This window comes from Nitrospira sp. Nam74 (assembly GCF_965152615.1).
In genome coordinates, this window is record NZ_OZ224220.1 from 32,001 (window position 1) to 49,725 (window position 17,725).

Consider the following 17,725-nt stretch of genomic DNA (forward strand, 5'->3'; position numbering starts at 1 on the left):
ATACATCCTCACGGTTGCATCTGAATGGATGGCCGCTATCATCTGTGGCTCAAGCCGTCCCGCAAGGCGTCGTATCAATTCGCTGCCGCCATTCAACAGCTGGCAGTGGAGCTCGATGCCCCCACCTTTGAACCGCATATCACTCTGTTGGGCAATTTGAAAGGATCAGAAGCCGGGCATGTGGCCAGATCAAAAGAACTGGCTCGAAGCCTGCTACCGTTTTCGATCAATTTGCTGGGACCTGCCTATGGCGACGACTATTTTCACTGTCTGTTCCTAGTCGCGGAACTGACGGCGCCGTTGCTTCATGCGCATACGTTGGCCCGTCACCTATTTCATGAGGAGGGGGACGCGTGCTATCTGCCGCATATCAGTTTGGTGTACGGCCGATACTCGGAGAACCTGAAGAAGGACATCATCGCCAGGTTGCCTGCCTCGCTTTATTCTCCATTCGAGGCGAGCCATCTGTCGTTAATCAGGGCCAGTAGCAATGACCCAAAAGAATGGCAGGAAATGTGGGTAGGTACGATAGGCTGACATATCGGGGAAGCGAATGGATTAGGATGTAACGGCACCACCGCACGAACTGCCCGCGCCTGCGGTGCATCCATAACAGTGGTTGCCTGTCTCGATGATGCGTTGCTGCAGCTCAGCCAGGCGGGCCGGCGTCACATCGCGGATATGGCGAATCGCCTTGTCGGACAGGGACAGATCCAGCATCTGATTAAAGTCGCAATCATAGAGGGTGCCGTCCCAGCCCACCGACAACGTGTACCGGCACATCACGCCGGAGGCCGCCGTAGCATTGAACGCCTTCGCGAGGCGTTGCATGTAGCCGTCATAATTCCCGCTTTCAATGAGGAATTCGAGGAAGCGGCTGATCGGCATGTTGGTAATGGTATAGAGATGATTGAAGCGGATGCCATGTCGATGCAGCAGTTGTCGCCTAAATTGCTCTTCGATGGCTTCCTGTTTGGCAGGTAGAAATGCGCCCACGGGATTGTGCACCAAATTGAGTGTCAGCCCAGTCCCGTTCTGACCATAGCCTACGCGGTTGAGAAGCTGTAGCGCTTCAATGGACTTCGCATGCACACCCTCCCCTCGCTGGGCGTCCGTCTGGGATGGACGAAAGTAGGGCAGCGACGCCACGACTTCGACTTGGTGAGCCGCAAGGAACTGAGCCAAGTCGGCTTGCGAGGGAAGCAAGAGGACGCTGAGATTGCATCGATCCATGACATGCCGCTTAAGACCCGCGGCCTGTTCGACGAGCCAGCGGAAATTGGGATTCAGCTCGGGAGCGCCACCGGTAATATCCAGCGTCGGGATATCGGTCTGCTCCAATGCACGGATACAGAGTTCGGCGGTCTCGCGAGTCATGCGCTCCACGCGATCAGGTCCGGCATCGACATGACAATGCCGGCAGGTCTGGTTGCAGAGCTTCCCGACGTTGATCTGAAACACCGTGATACCGGTCGCACGAAGAGGAGCTAGTCCTACAGTGGCCAGGCGTTGTTCAAACGGGGGACAGGCTTGGGTCTCGGCTAAAATTTCACGCTGGCGTTCGGCGGAGGACAGCGGACTGTGGCGACTAAGTAAGGTCAGTCCCATGTATGATCAGTGCGGATCGCATGGCAGGATGCTCAAAAAGGCGATCCAACAAGGCCGCAGGAGAAGCAAGCACCGGCGGCCGCATGTATTCCACGCCCCCGCCCCAAGCGCGCCAAGACGCGCTCCTTCCCGTGACGGATACGTTGAGAATGCTTCTGAGCGGAGAACGAAGTTGGACGTCTTTCTCAGCATCCTGATCACATAGAGAGTTTGTCGGCGACATTGCGCATTTGCACGCCATGGACCAAAGAAGCGCCGCCGCGGATGGCACAAGCCACATGGACGGCTTCAGTCATTTCCTCGGTATTGGAACCTTTTTCCAGGCAGGCCTGCGTATAGGCGTCGATACAGTATGGACACTGCACGGCATGGGCCACGCCAAGCGCAATGAGAGCCTTCTCGCGCTCAGTCAGCGCGCCTTCGGCAAAGACCGCGCTGTAGTAACTCATGAACTTGTCCCACAGTTCCTGATTGCCCTTGCCCATGTCGGCGAACTTGTGGAGATCAGGCGGATGATAGTACGTATCCATACTCACCTTGGAATAAAGTGTGATTAATTAGCTCGTAGCGGCGTGCGGTCTTACGATTCGACTAGGCCGTACCCGGCTGGTCCGGCTCTGCTTCGGACAAAAGCTGCGCAAAACGTTTTCCTACCAGATTGGTCACATCACCCATCAACTTGGAGACCTCCTCCCATTCGGCGGGCAAGAGATCCTGCTTCAGCTGAGGATGAAGAGCCCATTGGGCAGCCACCTTCTTCTGGTCGCGCGACACGACGACACGCAACAGTTCAACTTCCCGAACGTCCGTATTGTCGCCATTCGCTGGTTTGTCGGGTTGAGAAGCTCTACTTGCCATGCTATTGGGACCTCACATAAAAGCGTATCATACCGTACCGGCATTGGCCCTGTATACGTGAGGCGAGGTCGTGACAAGACACCTGGAAGACGAGGAACTTGACTTGGTTTCAGCTAGAGCTATCTGCTGTACTCTGGGCACTCATTGAGAGTAAGCACCCGACGCGGGAGTCGTTTTGAGGTCAGTCTAGTGCGGTGCACACAGGCTAATGCGATGCGAGTAGAAGTGCATGACGTCTGGGCGACAAGGAAGGACGGGTTCGAGCCTATGGGCTCCAAAGGAGGCATCGCCGTGGCATACCATCACGCGTCAGGCTTGAAACAGCCAACCATCGATATCCGCCGTGCCGACGACCGCTTTCATACCCGCGCCGGCTGGTTGAACTCGCACCATAGCTTCAGTTTCGGCGGGCACTACGACCCATTGAACACACACCACGGGCTTTTGCTGGTCAGCAATGATGACATCGTGAAGCCCGGCATGGGATTTATGACACACCCGCATCGAGACACGGAAATCGTGACATGGGTGTTGGACGGCGAGTTGGAACACAAGGATTCGGAGGGCCATAACGGCATTCTTTATCCTGGGCTTGCCCAACGTATGAGTGCTGGGACGGGAATCTGGCACTCCGAGATGAACCCGCATCAGAATGCGGAGGTCCATTTTATCCAAATGTGGGTGCCGCCCGACACGGAACGTGTCACTCCGAGTTACGAACAGCTCGATATTAACGGGCAGCTCAAGCGAGGCGGCTTGGTGCCCATTGCATCCGGCATGAAACAAGAGGGAGCGGTCGCCATCCGGCAGAAAAATGCCGTCCTATGGGGTGGCCGGCTCACGCCCGGTGAATCGGTGCGGATACCGGATGCTCCCTTTGTCCATCTCTACATCGCCAAGGGAGGCGCGGGGCTGGAAGGTGCCGGTGTCTTGAACACCGGTGATGCGGTGCGGTTGACGGCCGCTGGAGAGCGTCGGCTAACGGCCGACTCACACACAGGAGCGGAAGTGTTAGTCTGGGAGACGGCAAAAGATATGAATCAGTCGTCCTGAATTACTCTCAATCGGCTCACAGTGCGGAGTTAGTGCTGTTTGACAAAGAAGGGGACCGTGTTGTCATTGACACTCAACGTGACGCCACTGTCCTTCTTCTCGCGAACTATGGGCCCTTTGTGGTGAGCACTCAGGCGGAGATTCTGCAGGCGATGAATGATTATCGGGCCGGGAAGATGGGTCATCTGAGCTGACTCTAAGCTAAATGATGGACTTGAGCGGGATTGACGGATCCTGAAGTTGAGCTTCTTTTCCGCTCAAGTTCGTATGCTGTTTGATCGCGCGCTGAAGAGGGGGGAAATCTTTGCCTGCCGCGTTGATCGCGAAATACGCGTGCAGGGCATGTTCTTTCAGATAGAGAATGATGTAAGTCCGGTCCCCTATACGACCACGTACAATCAGCTGATCGTGCTCGCTCTCATCTCCGGCAAACTCCAGGTGTAGGTCGAACAGATCGGACCACACATACGTGAGTAGATCGTACGGATTGGATGCCCCCGCCATATTCTGCCCGGCTAACTGTCCGCAATACTCGGCATGCCCCCAATGTTCGACCCGTCGACGCTTCCTAAAGATGGGGTCCATATAATTCGCCACATCACCGGCGGCGTATATGTCCCGGTGGGAGGATTGGAGATATTCGTTGACGACGATGCCATTGTCTACGATCAAGCCCGCCTCTTTCGCCAGTTCCACATTGGGGACGATTCCTACGCCGATCACGACGAAGTCGCATGGCAACATGTTGCCCGATTTCAAGATGACTGAAGAGACCCGATCCTGACCGCGGATTTCAGTGACCTGATCCTTCGTTCGGATGGTGACGCCCTTCTGGGCGAAATAATCTTGAATCGCTCCGGCCAATGTCGCATCGGCGAAACGGGGCCAGATATGCGCTTGGGCTTCGATGACCGTGGCGTGCACACCTCGTTGCGTGAGCGAGGCCGCGACTTCCATGCCGATAAAACCCGCGCCAATCAGGACCGCCCGCGTTCCCGGTGCTGCCGCCGCCCCAATGGCCGTGGCATCATCGAGCGTGCGCAAGTAGTGTACGCCGGCAAGGTTGGCGCCTGGGATTGATGGCCGGATCGGGCGTCCACCGGTGGCGAGCAATGCTTTTCCAAATTGAATGGACCGCCCATCGGCGAGTGTGACTCGCTTCCCGTCGGTGTGCAGTTGCTGCACAGGGGTCCCAAGTATCAGATCTATGCGATGTTCGCGAAAATATGATTCCGGCTCGAAGAATAGTTCATCTCGAGATTTCTCACCGCGTAAAAAATCCTTGGACAGCGGGGGGCGGTCGTACGGCACATACTGTTCTTCCCCAACCAAGGTAATCGATGCCGTCGCATCGTGCTGACGAAGCTGTTTAGCGGCTTGCCCGGAGGCGAGTCCGCCTCCGATCAAAAGATAGTCTGTTGTATTCATAGTGAAACGCCTCTTTTGATCAGGATACGCTACGACTATAGAAAAAAGCACGCAGGATCTGTCCCAGGTCCGATCGACGCTCGTTGGCCATATGGTTTTGCTGACACCCTTGCCGTATTCTGAGAGGAAGGAAGTCGGGGGCCGGCCGCCATTTGAATAGGGAACAAGGAGAACAAGCATGAAAGCGATCCGTGTTCATGAATTCGGCGACCCTCACGTGATGCGGCTTGAGGAAGTGCCTGATCCGAAGCCCGGCCCAGGCCAGGTCGTAGTACGGGTCTATGCAGCAGGGGTCAATCCTGTCGAGACGTATATCCGGGCAGGTGTGTATTCACGAGAGGCGCCATTGCCCTATACGCCCGGGACAGATGCGGCCGGCGTGGTGGAAGCCATTGGCGACGGTGTGAGGCGAGTTACAGTAGCGGACCGCGTCTATACTGGCGGAACGATCACCGGCACCTATGCCGAGCGCGTGCTCTGTGCAGAGGGCCAGGTGCATCGGATGCCGGATCGGATTTCCTATGAGCAGGGGGCCGCCATCTATATTCCGTACACCACGGCGTATCGGGCGCTCTTCCAGCGTGCCGAGGCACGGCCGGGAGAGACGGTACTGGTTCATGGCGCGAGCGGCGGCGTTGGAATCGCCGCGGTCCAAATGGCTCGTGCCGCGGGTCTGACGGTCATTGGCACGGCAGGCACCCAGAAAGGATGCCAGCTTGTCGCCGAGCAAGGGGCGCACCATGTTTTGAATCACCGGACCCCTGATTACCTGGCTGAGATTCACCGGCTGTCGGCTGGACAAGGCGTTGATGTGATTTTAGAAATGCTGGCCAATGTGAATCTCGGGAAGGACTTAGGCGTCTTGGCGAAACAAGGGCGGGTGGTCGTAATTGGGAGCCGGGGGCCCATAGAAATCGATCCTCGTGACACGATGGCCCGGGATGCGAGCATTCTTGGCATGCTGCTGTTCAACGTCAGCGATCAGGACGCGCAAAGCATTCACCCCGCGCTCTATGCAGGTTTTGAGAACGGCACATTGCGGCCGGTTATTGGGCGAGAGCTACCTCTGGTCCAGGCACCACAAGCGCATCACGCACTAATGGAGCGCAGCGCCCATGGCAAAATTGTGTTGAAGCCGTAGAGTCTGCGGCACGCTCCGGTCAATGACGTGGATGTACCTTAAAAAAAGAGGATTCATATTTCTTTGTGTTTGTTTCTGCCCATTGGTCTAGAACGCTGCAGTATCTAGGTGGCTAAGTCTTTCTGCTGGTGCGTGCTAGAGCTCCGGTGAGACAGAACGGTGTCTCATAGAGACACGGTCTGCCGCCGAGAGACCCTTCTAAGTATTGAGAATCATGGAACAGCGATAGATTTCGTCATGGCATGCTGCTTGAATGCCCTGCTTACTAGGGTGCACGGAATGACAGCATTCGCATCGGGCTCGAGAGGAAGGTGGGGGGAAAGATGTACAAACCGACTGCAGATCTCACTTCAATAGAGGACCGAGTAATCCGAACGACCTCGATTGAAGCAATTGACCATGGCGTTCATACCCTCAAGGACCTCATCGACCGATTGGAGACGATCAAGGAAGAAACGGAGTCTTTCACAACCAGTAATGCGGAAGATGTCCGTTTGCCACAAGAAGTGGTTCGGTTCCATGCACGCAAAGAGATCGTGCAAATCGAACGACAGATCCGGGAAGCGATCGGTGAGGTATTTGGGGATCAGTCCCCGGAGTTTCAGAAGCATCAGCATCTGCGGATCGGTCTCGGGTTGAAAACCGGGATTGCTGACGCCCTTCGCGTCTTACACGATCTGACGTTTCGCTTGGAGGAGAAGCGGCTTCGCCTCATGGGGGGACAGGCGCGGGGAGGCGGCCACACACCGGATATCGATCCGGTCACTGATTTCTATTCCACCCGATTGCTCAATCGCTACTTCGCGCATGAATTGGATCGTTCCAAGCGGCATGGCTATACCCTGGCCCTGGCCTATTTCGCATTACCGGATTGGCACGAGGTTGCGGCACTCTATGGATCCACAGTCTGGGAAGAGGTCGCCATCAGTTTTGCATGCGCCTGTAAGGCGGCGCTCCGCGGATATGATTATGCCACTCGGATGAGTGAACATGAGTTCGCACTGCTCCTGCCTCAAACGGAGACTCAAGGTGCGCACGTCGTCATTCGGCGAATTGCAGAGCAATTTGACGCGGCGGTCAAGCGATTAGTCCCGGATCTGAAGGTCACACTGGAATTCGGGACGGCGACGTTCCCTTTTGATGGAGAGGCGTTGTCGAGTCTATTCGAAATTGCGACCGTCCATCGGATGTGTTTTACCGAAGACCTTAAGAATGTCCGGATGCTCTCGCGAACCTCAAGGTGAGGGCCCTTCGTGAGTCCGGCCAGGAAGTGACGTGTTGCGGAGTACGTGCAGCATCTCGCTATGGATCAATCCGTTGCTGGCGACCATTTCATCTCCATCAATGGAAAAGGCCCCGCCCTTGAAATCCGACATGCGGCCGCCCGCTTCCGTGACCATGAGTGACCCTGCGGCCACATCCCACGGGTGCAATTTCATTTCCCAAAACCCGTCGAAACGCCCGGCCGCCACGTAACAGAGATCAAGCGCCGCAGACCCAGTTCTCCGGACACCCCGCGCGGAAAGACAGAAGCGCGAGAAGTAGTCCAGATTATTGTGCGTCGATTCGCGAATGTCATATGCAAATCCGGTCACGAGCAGGGCCGAATTGAGCCCTGAGGTATGCGAGACGCGGAGGCGTTCTCCATTGAGCGTCGCACCCTGGCCGGATACGGCAACGAACAGTTCCTGGCGAGTTGGATCGAGGATCACTCCCACCACCATCTGACCGTCATACTCCAGCCCGATCGATATGCAATACACGGGAAAGCCATGGGCAAAATTTGTGGTGCCATCTAAAGGATCAATCACCCACTTATAGGGAGACCGGCCTGCCGACTCCATTCCCCGTTCTTCTGCCAGAAGGTCGTGGTTCGGATACTGTTGGCGGATCGTCTCGATGATGGCTTGCTCAGATTGTCGGTCCGCGTCGGTCACTAAGTTGACCGCGTTCTTGTATTCGATTCGAAAGCCGCTATGCGCATATTCCTGGAGGATCTTTCCTGCAATGGTGGCCGCTTGGACTGCCGTGGTGGTGAAGCCGTTTAATTGACTGGGAGTCGGAAACGATGTAGAGCGCATGCGGGATCTTACCACGGGAGCGGGGCGCACGACATCGCGTTTCATGAACCAACAACGTTTCATATCCGTGATCACGGACTTGTCACGAAGATCCGGCGCGGCAACGTGGTTTGCGCACACATTGCGTATCTTGGAGGACGAGAGTTTGGGGATGACGCACTGTCCGACGCCAGGTGAGGATTGTTGGGCAGGAGCGCTTTAGAAGATGGCCCTGACTTCTACAAAAAACGCCGTATTTGGTTCAAGGCGACCGAAAAAGGAATTCCGTTGCCCATTATAAATGTCCCAGCCAATATATCCCCTCCACATATCCGTAAAGGCATAGGCCAGCGAGGGACGCAGAAAAAAATCTCGGCGCGGTAGATTCAGCATGCCAAGTAGTTCTCCCTCAAGAGTCTTGTTCAGCCAGGTGGCCTTGATCCTGCTGGTGAATCCCCCCTGGTATTGGTTCAGTTGTTGGTTAAACGTGTCGCTAAGCACGGCGACGTTCCGCTGAAGGGGGTCTTGAATGGCAAATGGATCATGGAAGTTTATGATAAAACGTTGATAGGCCTGCACATTAATGTTCAGATCTTCAGTGATATCCCGGTCGACGCCAAGCACATACATAAACGAAGGATTAATGATAAACGGATCCGAGCCGCTGGGGTCTTGTGTCTGGGTATAGGCCATTTCTCCACGGACACCGTACCGACCGAAGTTCTTGGCAGCATCCGCGCCGATGACATGGAGACGCGTGTGGACGAGCTGTGCTTGTACAGGCGAAAGTGGACGGCCGATGGGGATCACATTCAACCCATAGTAATAGCTCACCGACCAATCAATCGCTCCGCCTGTGTGATCCAGCTTGGCCGCGAAGCCCTGATCGCTCCACTTGCCCTGCGACCGTTTGTCTTCCGTAACTTGAATGCCCGGGGTCGGAGCTAATGGGATGGTGCTTGGATTAAAGATCGGGAGCCAGATCAGTGAGAGCGTGTAGTCGCCACGATAGTAGTTCGTCCGTACGCCCATCGTTCCGATCCGCCGCTCCTCTTCGTCGCGAGCCGATAGCAGTGTAAAATCTTTTGGGGTCAGGTTGTCTGTCGGATTCAGTGCATCGGCCCGTCCCCAAGGAATGTTCTGTTTGCCCACCCGTACATCGACCGACCCTAAATACAGGTTAGTATAGGCTTCCAGCAGGCGAGCTTGTTTCGGCTCCCGACTATCTCCCAGGTCTTGATCTGTCAAGCGCGCTTCGATCTTCGCGTCTCCCCAGGTTCCAAATTTGGGTTGAAGTCGGGGTTGAAATGTGAGACCGGGCAAGCTGTGATTGTTGTCGAGCCGTTTTGACGCGGTGTAATAATCGAATCGTGCATGGCCGCCGACGCCCAACTCTTGCATCCAGTCAGGCTTAACTGAACTCTCTGATTCCGGTGGTGTTCCCATCGAGAGGAATGAGGATGGAGACGAGGCCTTCTCGCTGGTCGGTGCCGGTTCATCCTTGAGAGTCGAGGCCTGGGGCGCGTGAGATTCAGGTGCACTAAGGTTGACAGTAGGGTCAGTAGGAGCCGGCTTAGGGCCTGTCACCGGACCCGATGGCCTGGTCTGTGGCGAAGGTATGTTCCGGGTCGCCGTCTCTGCGATCGCAAGAGACCCGGAAAGTGAAAAGAGTAAAATAATTACGAAGATGCTCAAAAACGCCGCCAATTACACCGACCCGCCCCAACTGGGCCGGGACCCACTCGCTCCCGGGTAAGGCCGCAGGTCAAGAGAGCACCGGAGGGGCACTGCCATTTGACCCGTCCCGCTCCGAGCCGGCTGTGACCGGCTCTACCTCCTCGGTACGTTGCGGATAGTCTCTCGCCGAGAACGAAATTCCGGAAGGGGCGCGCGTTGGCGCGCCTGCGGTAGGCGGGTGCGAAATCACCCTTTTTCAGCATCCTCTTTCCAACGTTACTTCTCGCGTTCCAGATAACGGGTGGTGAAAAAATCATCGGCTATCGTCTGCGAGGCGTCCAAGACATCGAACACCAATTCTGTCCTGTGCCCCGTCTGATGATTGACGATTTCTCGTCGAATGGCCCACCATTTATGGGTTGTCGGGTCGACCTCTTTGACGCTAGGAATCAGCTGGGTCTTCAACAGGCGACCGGAGGCATCGTAGTATTCCGCCTTTTTTTCCATAAAATTCGTTTTACGTATCCACGCGATCCATTTCGAGTAGCCATAATCCTTCTTAATCTGTTCAGTCGCCGGCGTCATCTCGACGACATACGTATCCTCGCCGTCCACGATCTCACTCCTCAACAACTGATCGTGATACGTATCAACGACCGGCAATAGAATATCGCCATACGAGAAGTCCGATCCGACAAAGCTGTCTTTCTTGTTGTTGGCCACCAACCGGCGGACCTTCTTGAGCGCGGGCAGGTAGATCCACATATCATCCTCGGTTTCATAGTGCTGGATCTGTAGATAGCCGGTGCCCTGCACATCACCCGGAAATAGAAAACGGATGAGCAATTTCGTATCGATGCCGTTCGGCTGAAGGACCGAGGCGCTCCGCATCTTCCGGACGCGCTGTTGTCCCTTTTCGTTCGTCAAGGTCATGGTGCTTTCGTTGAGTAAATGCGGCACCTTCCCCGCATAGAAATTCTTTTCCATGATATCCCGGCCTGTCAGCTCAGCGGCAGACGCAAGAAACGGTGATAGCGCCACCACCGACAGGGTCAGGACTACGCAGAAGCAGAACAATTTGATCTTGGTCATAAGATTTGCCCGACTCCTTTCATTGTCATCGGCCATCGGCAGACGTGATAGGTGGTAGGAGGTCCTTCAACCGATTTTCCTTCCCTGTACGTTGGGCGAAGACGAACTGTGGCTGAGAGACATAGAGCATAGCAGGAAGAATCACAATGGCTGCCAGACAGCTGACCCCCATCGCGATGGCCACGAGAAAGCCAAGACGTGCATGCATGCCGAATCCGGTGAGCATCAGCACTGAATAGCCGGCCCCCACCGCCAGGGCGACATAGACCACCGCCTTGCCGGCAGTGGCAAGCGTCACGAGCAACGCCTTATCAGGATCGCCATGTCGTGCCATCTCTTCACGCAAGCGATAGATCAAATAAATGGCATAATCTGCGCCGACGCCAACAGCCATCGCGGAGACCGCGGCTGTCCCGATATCAAGCCGAATGCCTGTCCAGCCCATGATGCCAAAGTTCGCGGTCACGGCGAGCACGAGCGGAATCAGGACAAAGATACCTGCCAGGGGCGAACGAAGGACGAGCGACGAGATGAGATAAATACTCGCGGCGATGACGCCGATATTGAGCAGTTTGCCTCGCACCATCACATCGTTCAACGCGGCTCCTTGTGCCATGCCCCCGCCGATGCTGACCCTGTACCCCGCGGGAAACTGCTGTGGAACGACCGTGCGCAGGTCCCGAATGATTCGTTCGATCGAGGCCGTACTGTCGGTTTTGAGATAGGCCCAGATGACCGCGGAGCGATATTCATAGTCGACATAGGTATCGAAATCGCCGGGATCGCCGGACATTGAGTATAGCAGGAGGTATTGCGCCGTGAGTTCCCGGCTCTCCGGCAATTGATCGAACATCGGGTCATCGGCATGCATAGCACGATTCATCTTTTTGAGGAAGTCGGCGAGTGACTGGGTCTTTCCCACCACGTCGTAGTGGGTCTGCAAATAGGTCTGCACCGCTTCCATGGCGCGAAGAACGGAGGGATTCTTGATGGAGTCGGCATCGGATCCCTCGACCAGAAGATAGAGGGTATTGGTGCCCCCCATCGCGGCATTCAACGGGACATCGTCAAGGCGCACCGGACTGTCGGGAGAAAAATTTCCTTTCAGGCTGTTGTCGACTGTCAGTTGAGTCATACCCGCAGCCAAGCCGATTGAGAGCACACTCAGTGTGCCAAAAATCGCCTTCCAGCGTCGCGTGAGAATTAGCCCGGCAATGCTCTCAACAAGGCGATCGAGCCAATCTACAAAGCGCTCCCGCTCGAGTTCATAACGTTTGGGAGCCGGCAACATCGATCGGAAGGCGGGAATAAAGGTCATCTCGAGCAACATGGCAGAAAGAATGCCGATGGCCGTGAAGATGCCGAATACCCGGATCGTCAAGGTGGGAAACGCCGTGAGGGCGAGAAAACTCATCACGGCAATACTGCCTGCCGTCAGCATGACGGGGCCGATCTTGCTGAACGATTCAATGACCGCCTGCTCACTGTTGTGCAGACGTGCATAGTCTTCGTAGTACCGTTTGAGAATTTGGACTGAATGGCCTGCTGCCAACGCCATGATCAGGATCGGTGTCGTCGCGTTGAATGTGTCCATGGGTATGGAAAGGAGACCCATCATGCCAAGTCCCCAAATGACGCTCATCAGTGCAGTGAGAATGGGGACCACCATGCCCTGCATCGATCGAAATGACAGGTAGAGGATGGCCATGATGATGGCCAAGGCGGCGAAGAATAGATACGCCATTCGTTCGGAATAGATCTCGAGCCATGCCAGGTTCATCGACAGGCCGCTCAAATAGATCCGGACGGTCGCGTCTCGCTCAGCATTGACTACAGACTCGACACGCTCTTTGATCGCGCGATACCCCTGTAGCTCTTTCCCGAATCTAAAATCGGCGATGACGACAGCCATATCGCCCCGTCCCGATACGATCGAGTCGACATAAATCGGATTGGCGTAGAGGGCGCGTTTGAGTCGCGCCAAGCCGGCGGCATCTCGCGGAACCTCCTCCATGAGCTGATGCACGGTCATCCCATCTTCGGTTCCCATAATGTCTTTGGCTTTGCGTGCGGCTAGGCTCATGACGTTACTGCGGACGACACCGGGAATCTCCAGGATGCCATCGGTAATGTGGACCAGTTTGGCGAGGATGTGCGGTTGAAAAATATCGCCGGTCATGCTTTCGACGCCGATAACCACCAAATTGCGTCCCCCGAAAATACGTTCAATCTCATTGGTGGCAATCACATACGGATGTTCTTGCGGCAGATTATCGTTCGGATCGACGATGACGCGTAGGTTTCCAATGCGCGTGGCGAAGAACGCCGAGAGGGCGAGAGCTACGACGATGACGACAAGGCGGTAGCGAACAATGGCGGTGATATATCGATGAAACATGAGTTTTGTCGGGAGAAGGGCAGGATATCGCAGGAGGGCGAATCGGTCAAGAATTGGGGGAAACGGACCTCTGACCCCACCTCGCCGGTGAGCACTAGGATATATCTATGAGGAGCGCTTGCCTTGCACGCCAACGCTGAGTATCCTGCAGACCTATGAGCGAAATGACGGGCGCAACGGATCCGGTCAAAACGTTAGTGGAAGAATTCCGGCGACACTTAGGAATTTTCTATGCGCGTCTGAAGCTGGCGCCGCCGTATGACAGTGTCGAAAAAGCGGTCAAGTCGTTGAGGGCGACGGTCGCATCGATGTCTGCAGAAGACCGGGCACGTGTGGTGAGCGATCCCACGCTCACATGGGTGGAGTATAAACGGGCTTTTGCAGACTCAGGACTCTCTTTGAAGCATCGTGGCATTATTCTCGGTCTGATCCGTTCTCACCAAACGGGCGAATTGCCTCCCGAGTACACGGCGTTTCTCGACGTGTATACGACGATCAATCGCTGACCATTGCCCGCGTCTCGAAACGCGACTGCTAGATCGCGGTTTCGCCTCATCGAGAAGGAGCGGACGTCGGAGCAAGTACTTGCCGCAGTTCTTCATAAGTCTGTGTGAGGCGCTGGTTTTCGAGACGATATGCCAGTGCGATAATCACAAGCCCGAACGCAAGAACGATGACTCCCAATGCCGTCACGCCAACCCCCAGCAGCACTCCCCCGAAGGAGCTAAATCCTTCATTTATAAGATAGGCAATCAGGAACCCTACCGTGCCGACCGCTACAGTAGTGAGCCATATCAACGTGAGGAGTGCCGATGACCAAGGTATCCGTTTCACGCCCTCGACATGCGTTCCGTTGTCACTCTGTTGAAGCTGAATCGTCGCTTTCATCGGCCACGCGGTGCGAACCCGTGTCCCGAATAAATGATATTGGGGTCGGAGCACGATATGGCGCTCTTCAGGAAAGAGATGGGCGATTCCGTGCCCAAGCTGTAACATGCCGCCGTGGTCAAACGAGCGGAGGTTTAACGCGGAAGGACATGAGGGAAAGCGGTCTACGAGCCGCGCGACCCCGCATCCATATCGATTCGCAGGCGGCGTCAGGCGATTGAAATACACCCAATCGCTTATCACAAGCGCCACGAACACCAGAGTCCCACATAGACCCGCAATCAGCATGGCGCATCTTATCTCAACACGTGCCTCCGTCACACCCTGCTGACGTCATCCCTCATGATCACCAGAAATGCCGGCTGTCTGACAGGGCATCTCCGTGAGGAACCGGTTGACTCGACCACGTATTTTCGCTACATTACGCCGAGTTTTCTGCTTGAGGTGGGCCTTCCCGGCAACGCCAAGTAAGGGTTTCCCGCCTGCATTCGGTTTTCCACTGCCCTTTATAGACATGCGCCTGCGCAGGCGAGGTGTGTGAGAGAGGTCGTATGAGAGCGGAGGGGATAATGGATTTAGAAAAATTAGAGCGCGTGTACACGGGGTACGCCGGGGTCTACGATCAGATTTTTGGACGGATCTTCCATGAATCCCGCGAGTCCGCCGTGCGCAAGCTCGACGTCAAGCCAGGCGAACGTATTCTCGAAGTCGGCGTCGGCACCGGTCTGGCGTTGCCATTGTATCCGGCCCATTGCCGGGTGATCGGTATCGATTTCTCTGAAGGGATGTTGGAGAAAGCCAAGAAGCGCATGGCCTCCTATTGCTTAAACCATGTGGAATTGTTGCGGATGGATGCCGGACAGATGGAATTCGAAGACGATAGCTTCGATACCGTCATGGCGGCGTATGTGGTGACCGCCGTGCCTGATTACCGGAAGGTGGTGACGGAAATGATTCGTGTCTGTCGGCCTGGCGGACGCATCATCATGCTCAACCACTTCAGCAATGGCAACAAGCTCATCGCCGCTGTCGAAAAAGTTATCTCACCCCTGTGCAAGCATATTGGGTTTCGGACCGATCTCTCGCTCAATACAGTCCTGGAAGGCACCACGCTGCATGTAGCCAAGAAAGAGAAGGTCAATCCGTTGAAGTTCTGGCACTTGGTCGAGTGTGTCAACCGCAAGAACGGTTCTGCGATGGCCACCCACTGATAAGCTTCCGTCTACGCTCCCTGTCCAACATTTTGCCCTCCGAGCCATTCATCCCGCTCCATGATGTGGTGGCCGGCCAAGCACAGGCCGGAAAATCCACGGGCAATGATGTCCGCCAGCACCATGAGCAGGCGGCCGATATCTTCCTCGTGAGGATCGGACGCTCGTAGCGTGATGCCGAAGCGGTACCCATCTAACGCACCGTAGGTTTGGATGTAGACACCACCACCAGTCCGAGGCAATCCTTGCGCCGACGCGGGAAGGAGCAGACCGCCCCAGCGAAAGGCCGGATGAGCAGGACTCCTCGGTTTGGCCATCCGCCACGCACATGGGACTCCCACTCGATCCAGATGTTCCAGAAACCAATCAATCGGGGGTAATTCACCGGCTTCTGCTTGAAAGGTCCATTCCGTCATGCCCGTTCGAATGGGTCTGACTGATCCCGGCCGCGACACCTCTTCGAGCTCAGCTTCATCGCAAATGACATACAGCTCCCCGTGGGGGTCAAACCAAAAGCGAAGCCGGCCCCCAGATGTCTCGGCGTGAAGTAAGCTGATCTCTGAAAAATCGGTACCCTCTTGCTCGAAAATCGAAAAATCCGTGACCCCTTTCATGACAAGCTTGGCGACGCGGCTGACCGAATAGAGCCCTTCCACCCCTCGAATGGCGACCTCATATCGGATGATCGTGGAGATGGTGGTGCCTGCGGTAATTTCACGACCGGAAGTTTCATCGAAGATCCGTTGTTTCTGGACGGCGAGATTCGTGATCTGGCCGCCCGGAAATGCTTGTGTATGGCTCAGTAACGAGGCCAGGTCTTCTGCGGTGCGGATCGTGCGAATCATAGGGATTATTTTAGCCGAGAGCATAGGAAAGCGCTACTCAGCGGCCCTTGGTCGCTCGAGCGAGGTGTGGTGTACGATTGCGAACCGCCGACCTCGACGTTGATTCATTCCTATCCTCTGAAGTACCCTAGCGTCCAAGTTTGAACTGTCCCTGCCGGGTCAGGCGAGTGGGCGGACGTTCAAAAACGTGACAACTGTTGACAATACGAAAGAAAAAGGAGTGCAAGCGAATGGCAGCCTTCCCGATTGAGTACGCCGGCAGAATTAAGACACTTCCTCCGTACCTCTTTGCCGCGATTGATGAGATGAAGCAAAAGGCAATTGCGCGCGGGGTCGATATCATTAATTTAGGAATCGGCGATCCGGATCTTCCTACGCCAACCCCTATCATTGAACGGCTAAAGGAAGTTGCTGGCAATCCGAAGCATCATCAATATCCTTCGTATGAAGGCATGCTGTCTTTTCGCTCGGCTGTTGCCGATTGGTACAGACGTCGCTTTGCTGTCTCTCTGGATCCCGCATCGGAGGTCCTGACGCTTATCGGCTCTAAAGAAGGCATCGGCCATATTCCGTTGGCGTTTGTGGACCCCGGCGATATCGTGTTGGTGCCGAGTCCGGGCTACCCAGTCTATCCCGTCGCGACCGCATTCGCGGGCGGCGAATCATACATCATGCCGCTCCTGAAGCAGAATGGATTTCTGCCCGACCTTCAGGCGATTCCGAAGGATGTCGCCAGGCGGGCCAAGTTGATGTTTATCAATTCTCCCAATAATCCGACGTCGGTGGTCGCCGGCAAGGAATTCTTTCAGCGCGTGGTGGCCTTTGCGCAGGAGCATCAGATCATCGTGTGCCACGATGCCGCCTATTCCGAAATCTATTTTGATGGGCAACGCCCGGCCAGCTTTCTCGAGGTCGACGGAGCGAAGGATGTAGGCATCGAGTTCCATTCCTTGTCCAAAACGTACAATATGACCGGATGGCGCATCGGCTTTGCAGTGGGTAATAAGGCCATTCTCACGGGATTAGGCAAGGTCAAGAGCAATCTAGATTCCGGGGTCTTTCAGGCCATACAAGAAGCGGGGATCGCGGCCTTGCACCTGGATGATCATGTCACCGAGGGGCTGCGAAAAATATACCAAGAACGACGGGATGTGCTGGTGCCGGGATTGAGAAAGTTGGGACTTGAGGTGGAAATGCCGCGTGCAGCATTTTACGTCTGGGTCACCGCGCCAAAGGGCTATACCTCTGCGTCGTGTACAGCCCATCTACTGGAACAGACTGGTGTCGTCACGACCCCCGGCAATGGCTTCGGTCAACCGGGTGAAGGCTACATTCGAATGACCGTGACAACATCGAAGGAGCGGTTGGCGCAGGCCGTTGAACGGATCGGGAAAGTTGGATTTTAGATCGGAGAGGGAGGATTGGACTGGTAGCGGTGCTCGCAGAGCGCGCACAATCGGAATGTG

Annotated in this window: 18 protein-coding genes; 8 read left to right on the forward strand and 10 right to left on the reverse strand. The window is 55.5% G+C overall.

Annotated elements, in window-relative coordinates:
- Positions 1 to 24: 24 nt before the first annotated feature.
- Positions 25 to 537: a 2'-5' RNA ligase family protein gene (locus ACWHYZ_RS00150; protein WP_447985281.1), complete on the forward strand. Its 513-nt coding sequence runs from the start codon at positions 25 to 27 to the stop codon at positions 535 to 537.
- Positions 538 to 558: 21 nt separating this feature from the next.
- Here the strand turns inward: ACWHYZ_RS00150 and arsS are convergent, their stop codons facing one another.
- From arsS to ACWHYZ_RS00165, 3 genes are all read right to left on the reverse strand, one after another.
- Positions 559 to 1,608: an arsenosugar biosynthesis radical SAM (seleno)protein ArsS gene (gene arsS, locus ACWHYZ_RS00155; RefSeq protein WP_447985282.1), complete on the reverse strand. Its 1,050-nt coding sequence runs from the start codon at positions 1,606 to 1,608 to the stop codon at positions 559 to 561.
- 197 nt (positions 1,609 to 1,805) lie between these two features.
- Positions 1,806 to 2,138: an arsenosugar biosynthesis-associated peroxidase-like protein gene (locus ACWHYZ_RS00160; RefSeq protein WP_447985283.1), complete on the reverse strand. Its 333-nt coding sequence runs from the start codon at positions 2,136 to 2,138 to the stop codon at positions 1,806 to 1,808.
- Between the two features lie 61 nt (positions 2,139 to 2,199).
- Complete coding sequence (locus ACWHYZ_RS00165; protein ID WP_447985284.1) at positions 2,200 to 2,466, reverse strand: hypothetical protein; 267 nt, start codon at positions 2,464 to 2,466, stop codon at positions 2,200 to 2,202.
- Between the two features lie 291 nt (positions 2,467 to 2,757).
- Here ACWHYZ_RS00165 and ACWHYZ_RS00170 point away from each other — a divergent pair, with 291 nt between their 5' ends.
- Positions 2,758 to 3,519 (forward strand): pirin family protein, encoded by a 762-nt coding sequence (locus ACWHYZ_RS00170; protein ID WP_447985285.1) that lies wholly within the window; start codon positions 2,758 to 2,760, stop codon positions 3,517 to 3,519.
- Positions 3,516 to 3,713: a pirin-like C-terminal cupin domain-containing protein gene (locus tag ACWHYZ_RS00175; protein WP_447987499.1), complete on the forward strand. Its 198-nt coding sequence runs from the start codon at positions 3,516 to 3,518 to the stop codon at positions 3,711 to 3,713. The genes ACWHYZ_RS00170 and ACWHYZ_RS00175 overlap by 4 nt, the downstream gene beginning before the upstream one ends.
- 7 nt (positions 3,714 to 3,720) lie before the next feature.
- Here the strand turns inward: ACWHYZ_RS00175 and ACWHYZ_RS00180 are convergent, their stop codons facing one another.
- Positions 3,721 to 4,947 carry an NAD(P)/FAD-dependent oxidoreductase gene (locus tag ACWHYZ_RS00180; protein WP_447985286.1) on the reverse strand — a complete coding sequence of 409 codons (1,227 nt, stop codon included), beginning with the start codon at positions 4,945 to 4,947 and terminating at the stop codon, positions 3,721 to 3,723.
- A 178-nt stretch (positions 4,948 to 5,125) separates the two neighbouring features.
- Between ACWHYZ_RS00180 and ACWHYZ_RS00185 the strand changes: the two genes are divergently transcribed.
- Positions 5,126 to 6,088, forward strand: a complete 963-nt coding sequence (locus ACWHYZ_RS00185) for an NADPH:quinone reductase (RefSeq protein WP_447985287.1) — start codon at positions 5,126 to 5,128, stop codon at positions 6,086 to 6,088.
- A 323-nt stretch (positions 6,089 to 6,411) separates the two neighbouring features.
- Entirely contained in the window at positions 6,412 to 7,332 is a 921-nt protein-coding gene (locus ACWHYZ_RS00190; protein WP_447985288.1) for a diguanylate cyclase domain-containing protein, read from the forward strand.
- On the opposite strand, the gene ACWHYZ_RS00195 is transcribed toward ACWHYZ_RS00190, so the two are convergent.
- The 4 genes from ACWHYZ_RS00195 to ACWHYZ_RS00210 all read right to left on the reverse strand — a co-directional run bounded on the left by ACWHYZ_RS00195 (position 7,324) and on the right by ACWHYZ_RS00210 (position 13,315).
- The gene (locus tag ACWHYZ_RS00195; RefSeq protein ID WP_447985289.1) at positions 7,324 to 8,169 is read right to left on the reverse strand and encodes an inositol monophosphatase family protein; all 846 of its coding nucleotides are present in this window, start codon (positions 8,167 to 8,169) and stop codon (positions 7,324 to 7,326) included. The two genes, ACWHYZ_RS00190 and ACWHYZ_RS00195, sit on opposite strands and share 9 nt — an antisense overlap.
- Positions 8,170 to 8,367: 198 nt before the next feature.
- Positions 8,368 to 9,549, reverse strand: coding sequence for a hypothetical protein (locus ACWHYZ_RS00200; RefSeq protein ID WP_447985290.1), 1,182 nt, complete (start codon positions 9,547 to 9,549; stop codon positions 8,368 to 8,370).
- A 552-nt stretch (positions 9,550 to 10,101) separates the two neighbouring features.
- On the reverse strand, positions 10,102 to 10,917 hold the full coding sequence (locus tag ACWHYZ_RS00205) for an outer membrane lipoprotein-sorting protein (protein ID WP_447985291.1): 816 nt from the start codon (positions 10,915 to 10,917) through the stop codon (positions 10,102 to 10,104).
- Between the two features lie 25 nt (positions 10,918 to 10,942).
- Positions 10,943 to 13,315, reverse strand: coding sequence for an efflux RND transporter permease subunit (locus tag ACWHYZ_RS00210; protein WP_447985292.1), 2,373 nt, complete (start codon positions 13,313 to 13,315; stop codon positions 10,943 to 10,945).
- Between the two features lie 155 nt (positions 13,316 to 13,470).
- On the opposite strand from ACWHYZ_RS00210, the gene ACWHYZ_RS00215 reads away from it, so the two are divergent.
- A complete protein-coding gene (locus ACWHYZ_RS00215) occupies positions 13,471 to 13,821 on the forward strand; it encodes a hypothetical protein (protein WP_447985293.1) in 351 nt (116 codons plus the stop codon).
- A gap of 46 nt (positions 13,822 to 13,867) precedes the next feature.
- On the opposite strand, the gene ACWHYZ_RS00220 is transcribed toward ACWHYZ_RS00215, so the two are convergent.
- Positions 13,868 to 14,491, reverse strand: coding sequence for a hypothetical protein (locus ACWHYZ_RS00220; protein WP_447985294.1), 624 nt, complete (start codon positions 14,489 to 14,491; stop codon positions 13,868 to 13,870).
- Between the two features lie 281 nt (positions 14,492 to 14,772).
- On the opposite strand from ACWHYZ_RS00220, the gene ACWHYZ_RS00225 reads away from it, so the two are divergent.
- Positions 14,773 to 15,414 carry a class I SAM-dependent methyltransferase gene (locus ACWHYZ_RS00225; RefSeq protein ID WP_447985295.1) on the forward strand — a complete coding sequence of 214 codons (642 nt, stop codon included), beginning with the start codon at positions 14,773 to 14,775 and terminating at the stop codon, positions 15,412 to 15,414.
- 11 nt (positions 15,415 to 15,425) lie between these two features.
- On the opposite strand, the gene ACWHYZ_RS00230 is transcribed toward ACWHYZ_RS00225, so the two are convergent.
- The gene (locus tag ACWHYZ_RS00230) at positions 15,426 to 16,259 is read right to left on the reverse strand and encodes a hypothetical protein (RefSeq protein WP_447985296.1); all 834 of its coding nucleotides are present in this window, start codon (positions 16,257 to 16,259) and stop codon (positions 15,426 to 15,428) included.
- 230 nt (positions 16,260 to 16,489) lie between these two features.
- Between ACWHYZ_RS00230 and ACWHYZ_RS00235 the strand changes: the two genes are divergently transcribed.
- Positions 16,490 to 17,665, forward strand: coding sequence for an LL-diaminopimelate aminotransferase (locus ACWHYZ_RS00235; protein WP_447985297.1), 1,176 nt, complete (start codon positions 16,490 to 16,492; stop codon positions 17,663 to 17,665).
- Positions 17,666 to 17,725 lie beyond the last annotated feature (60 nt).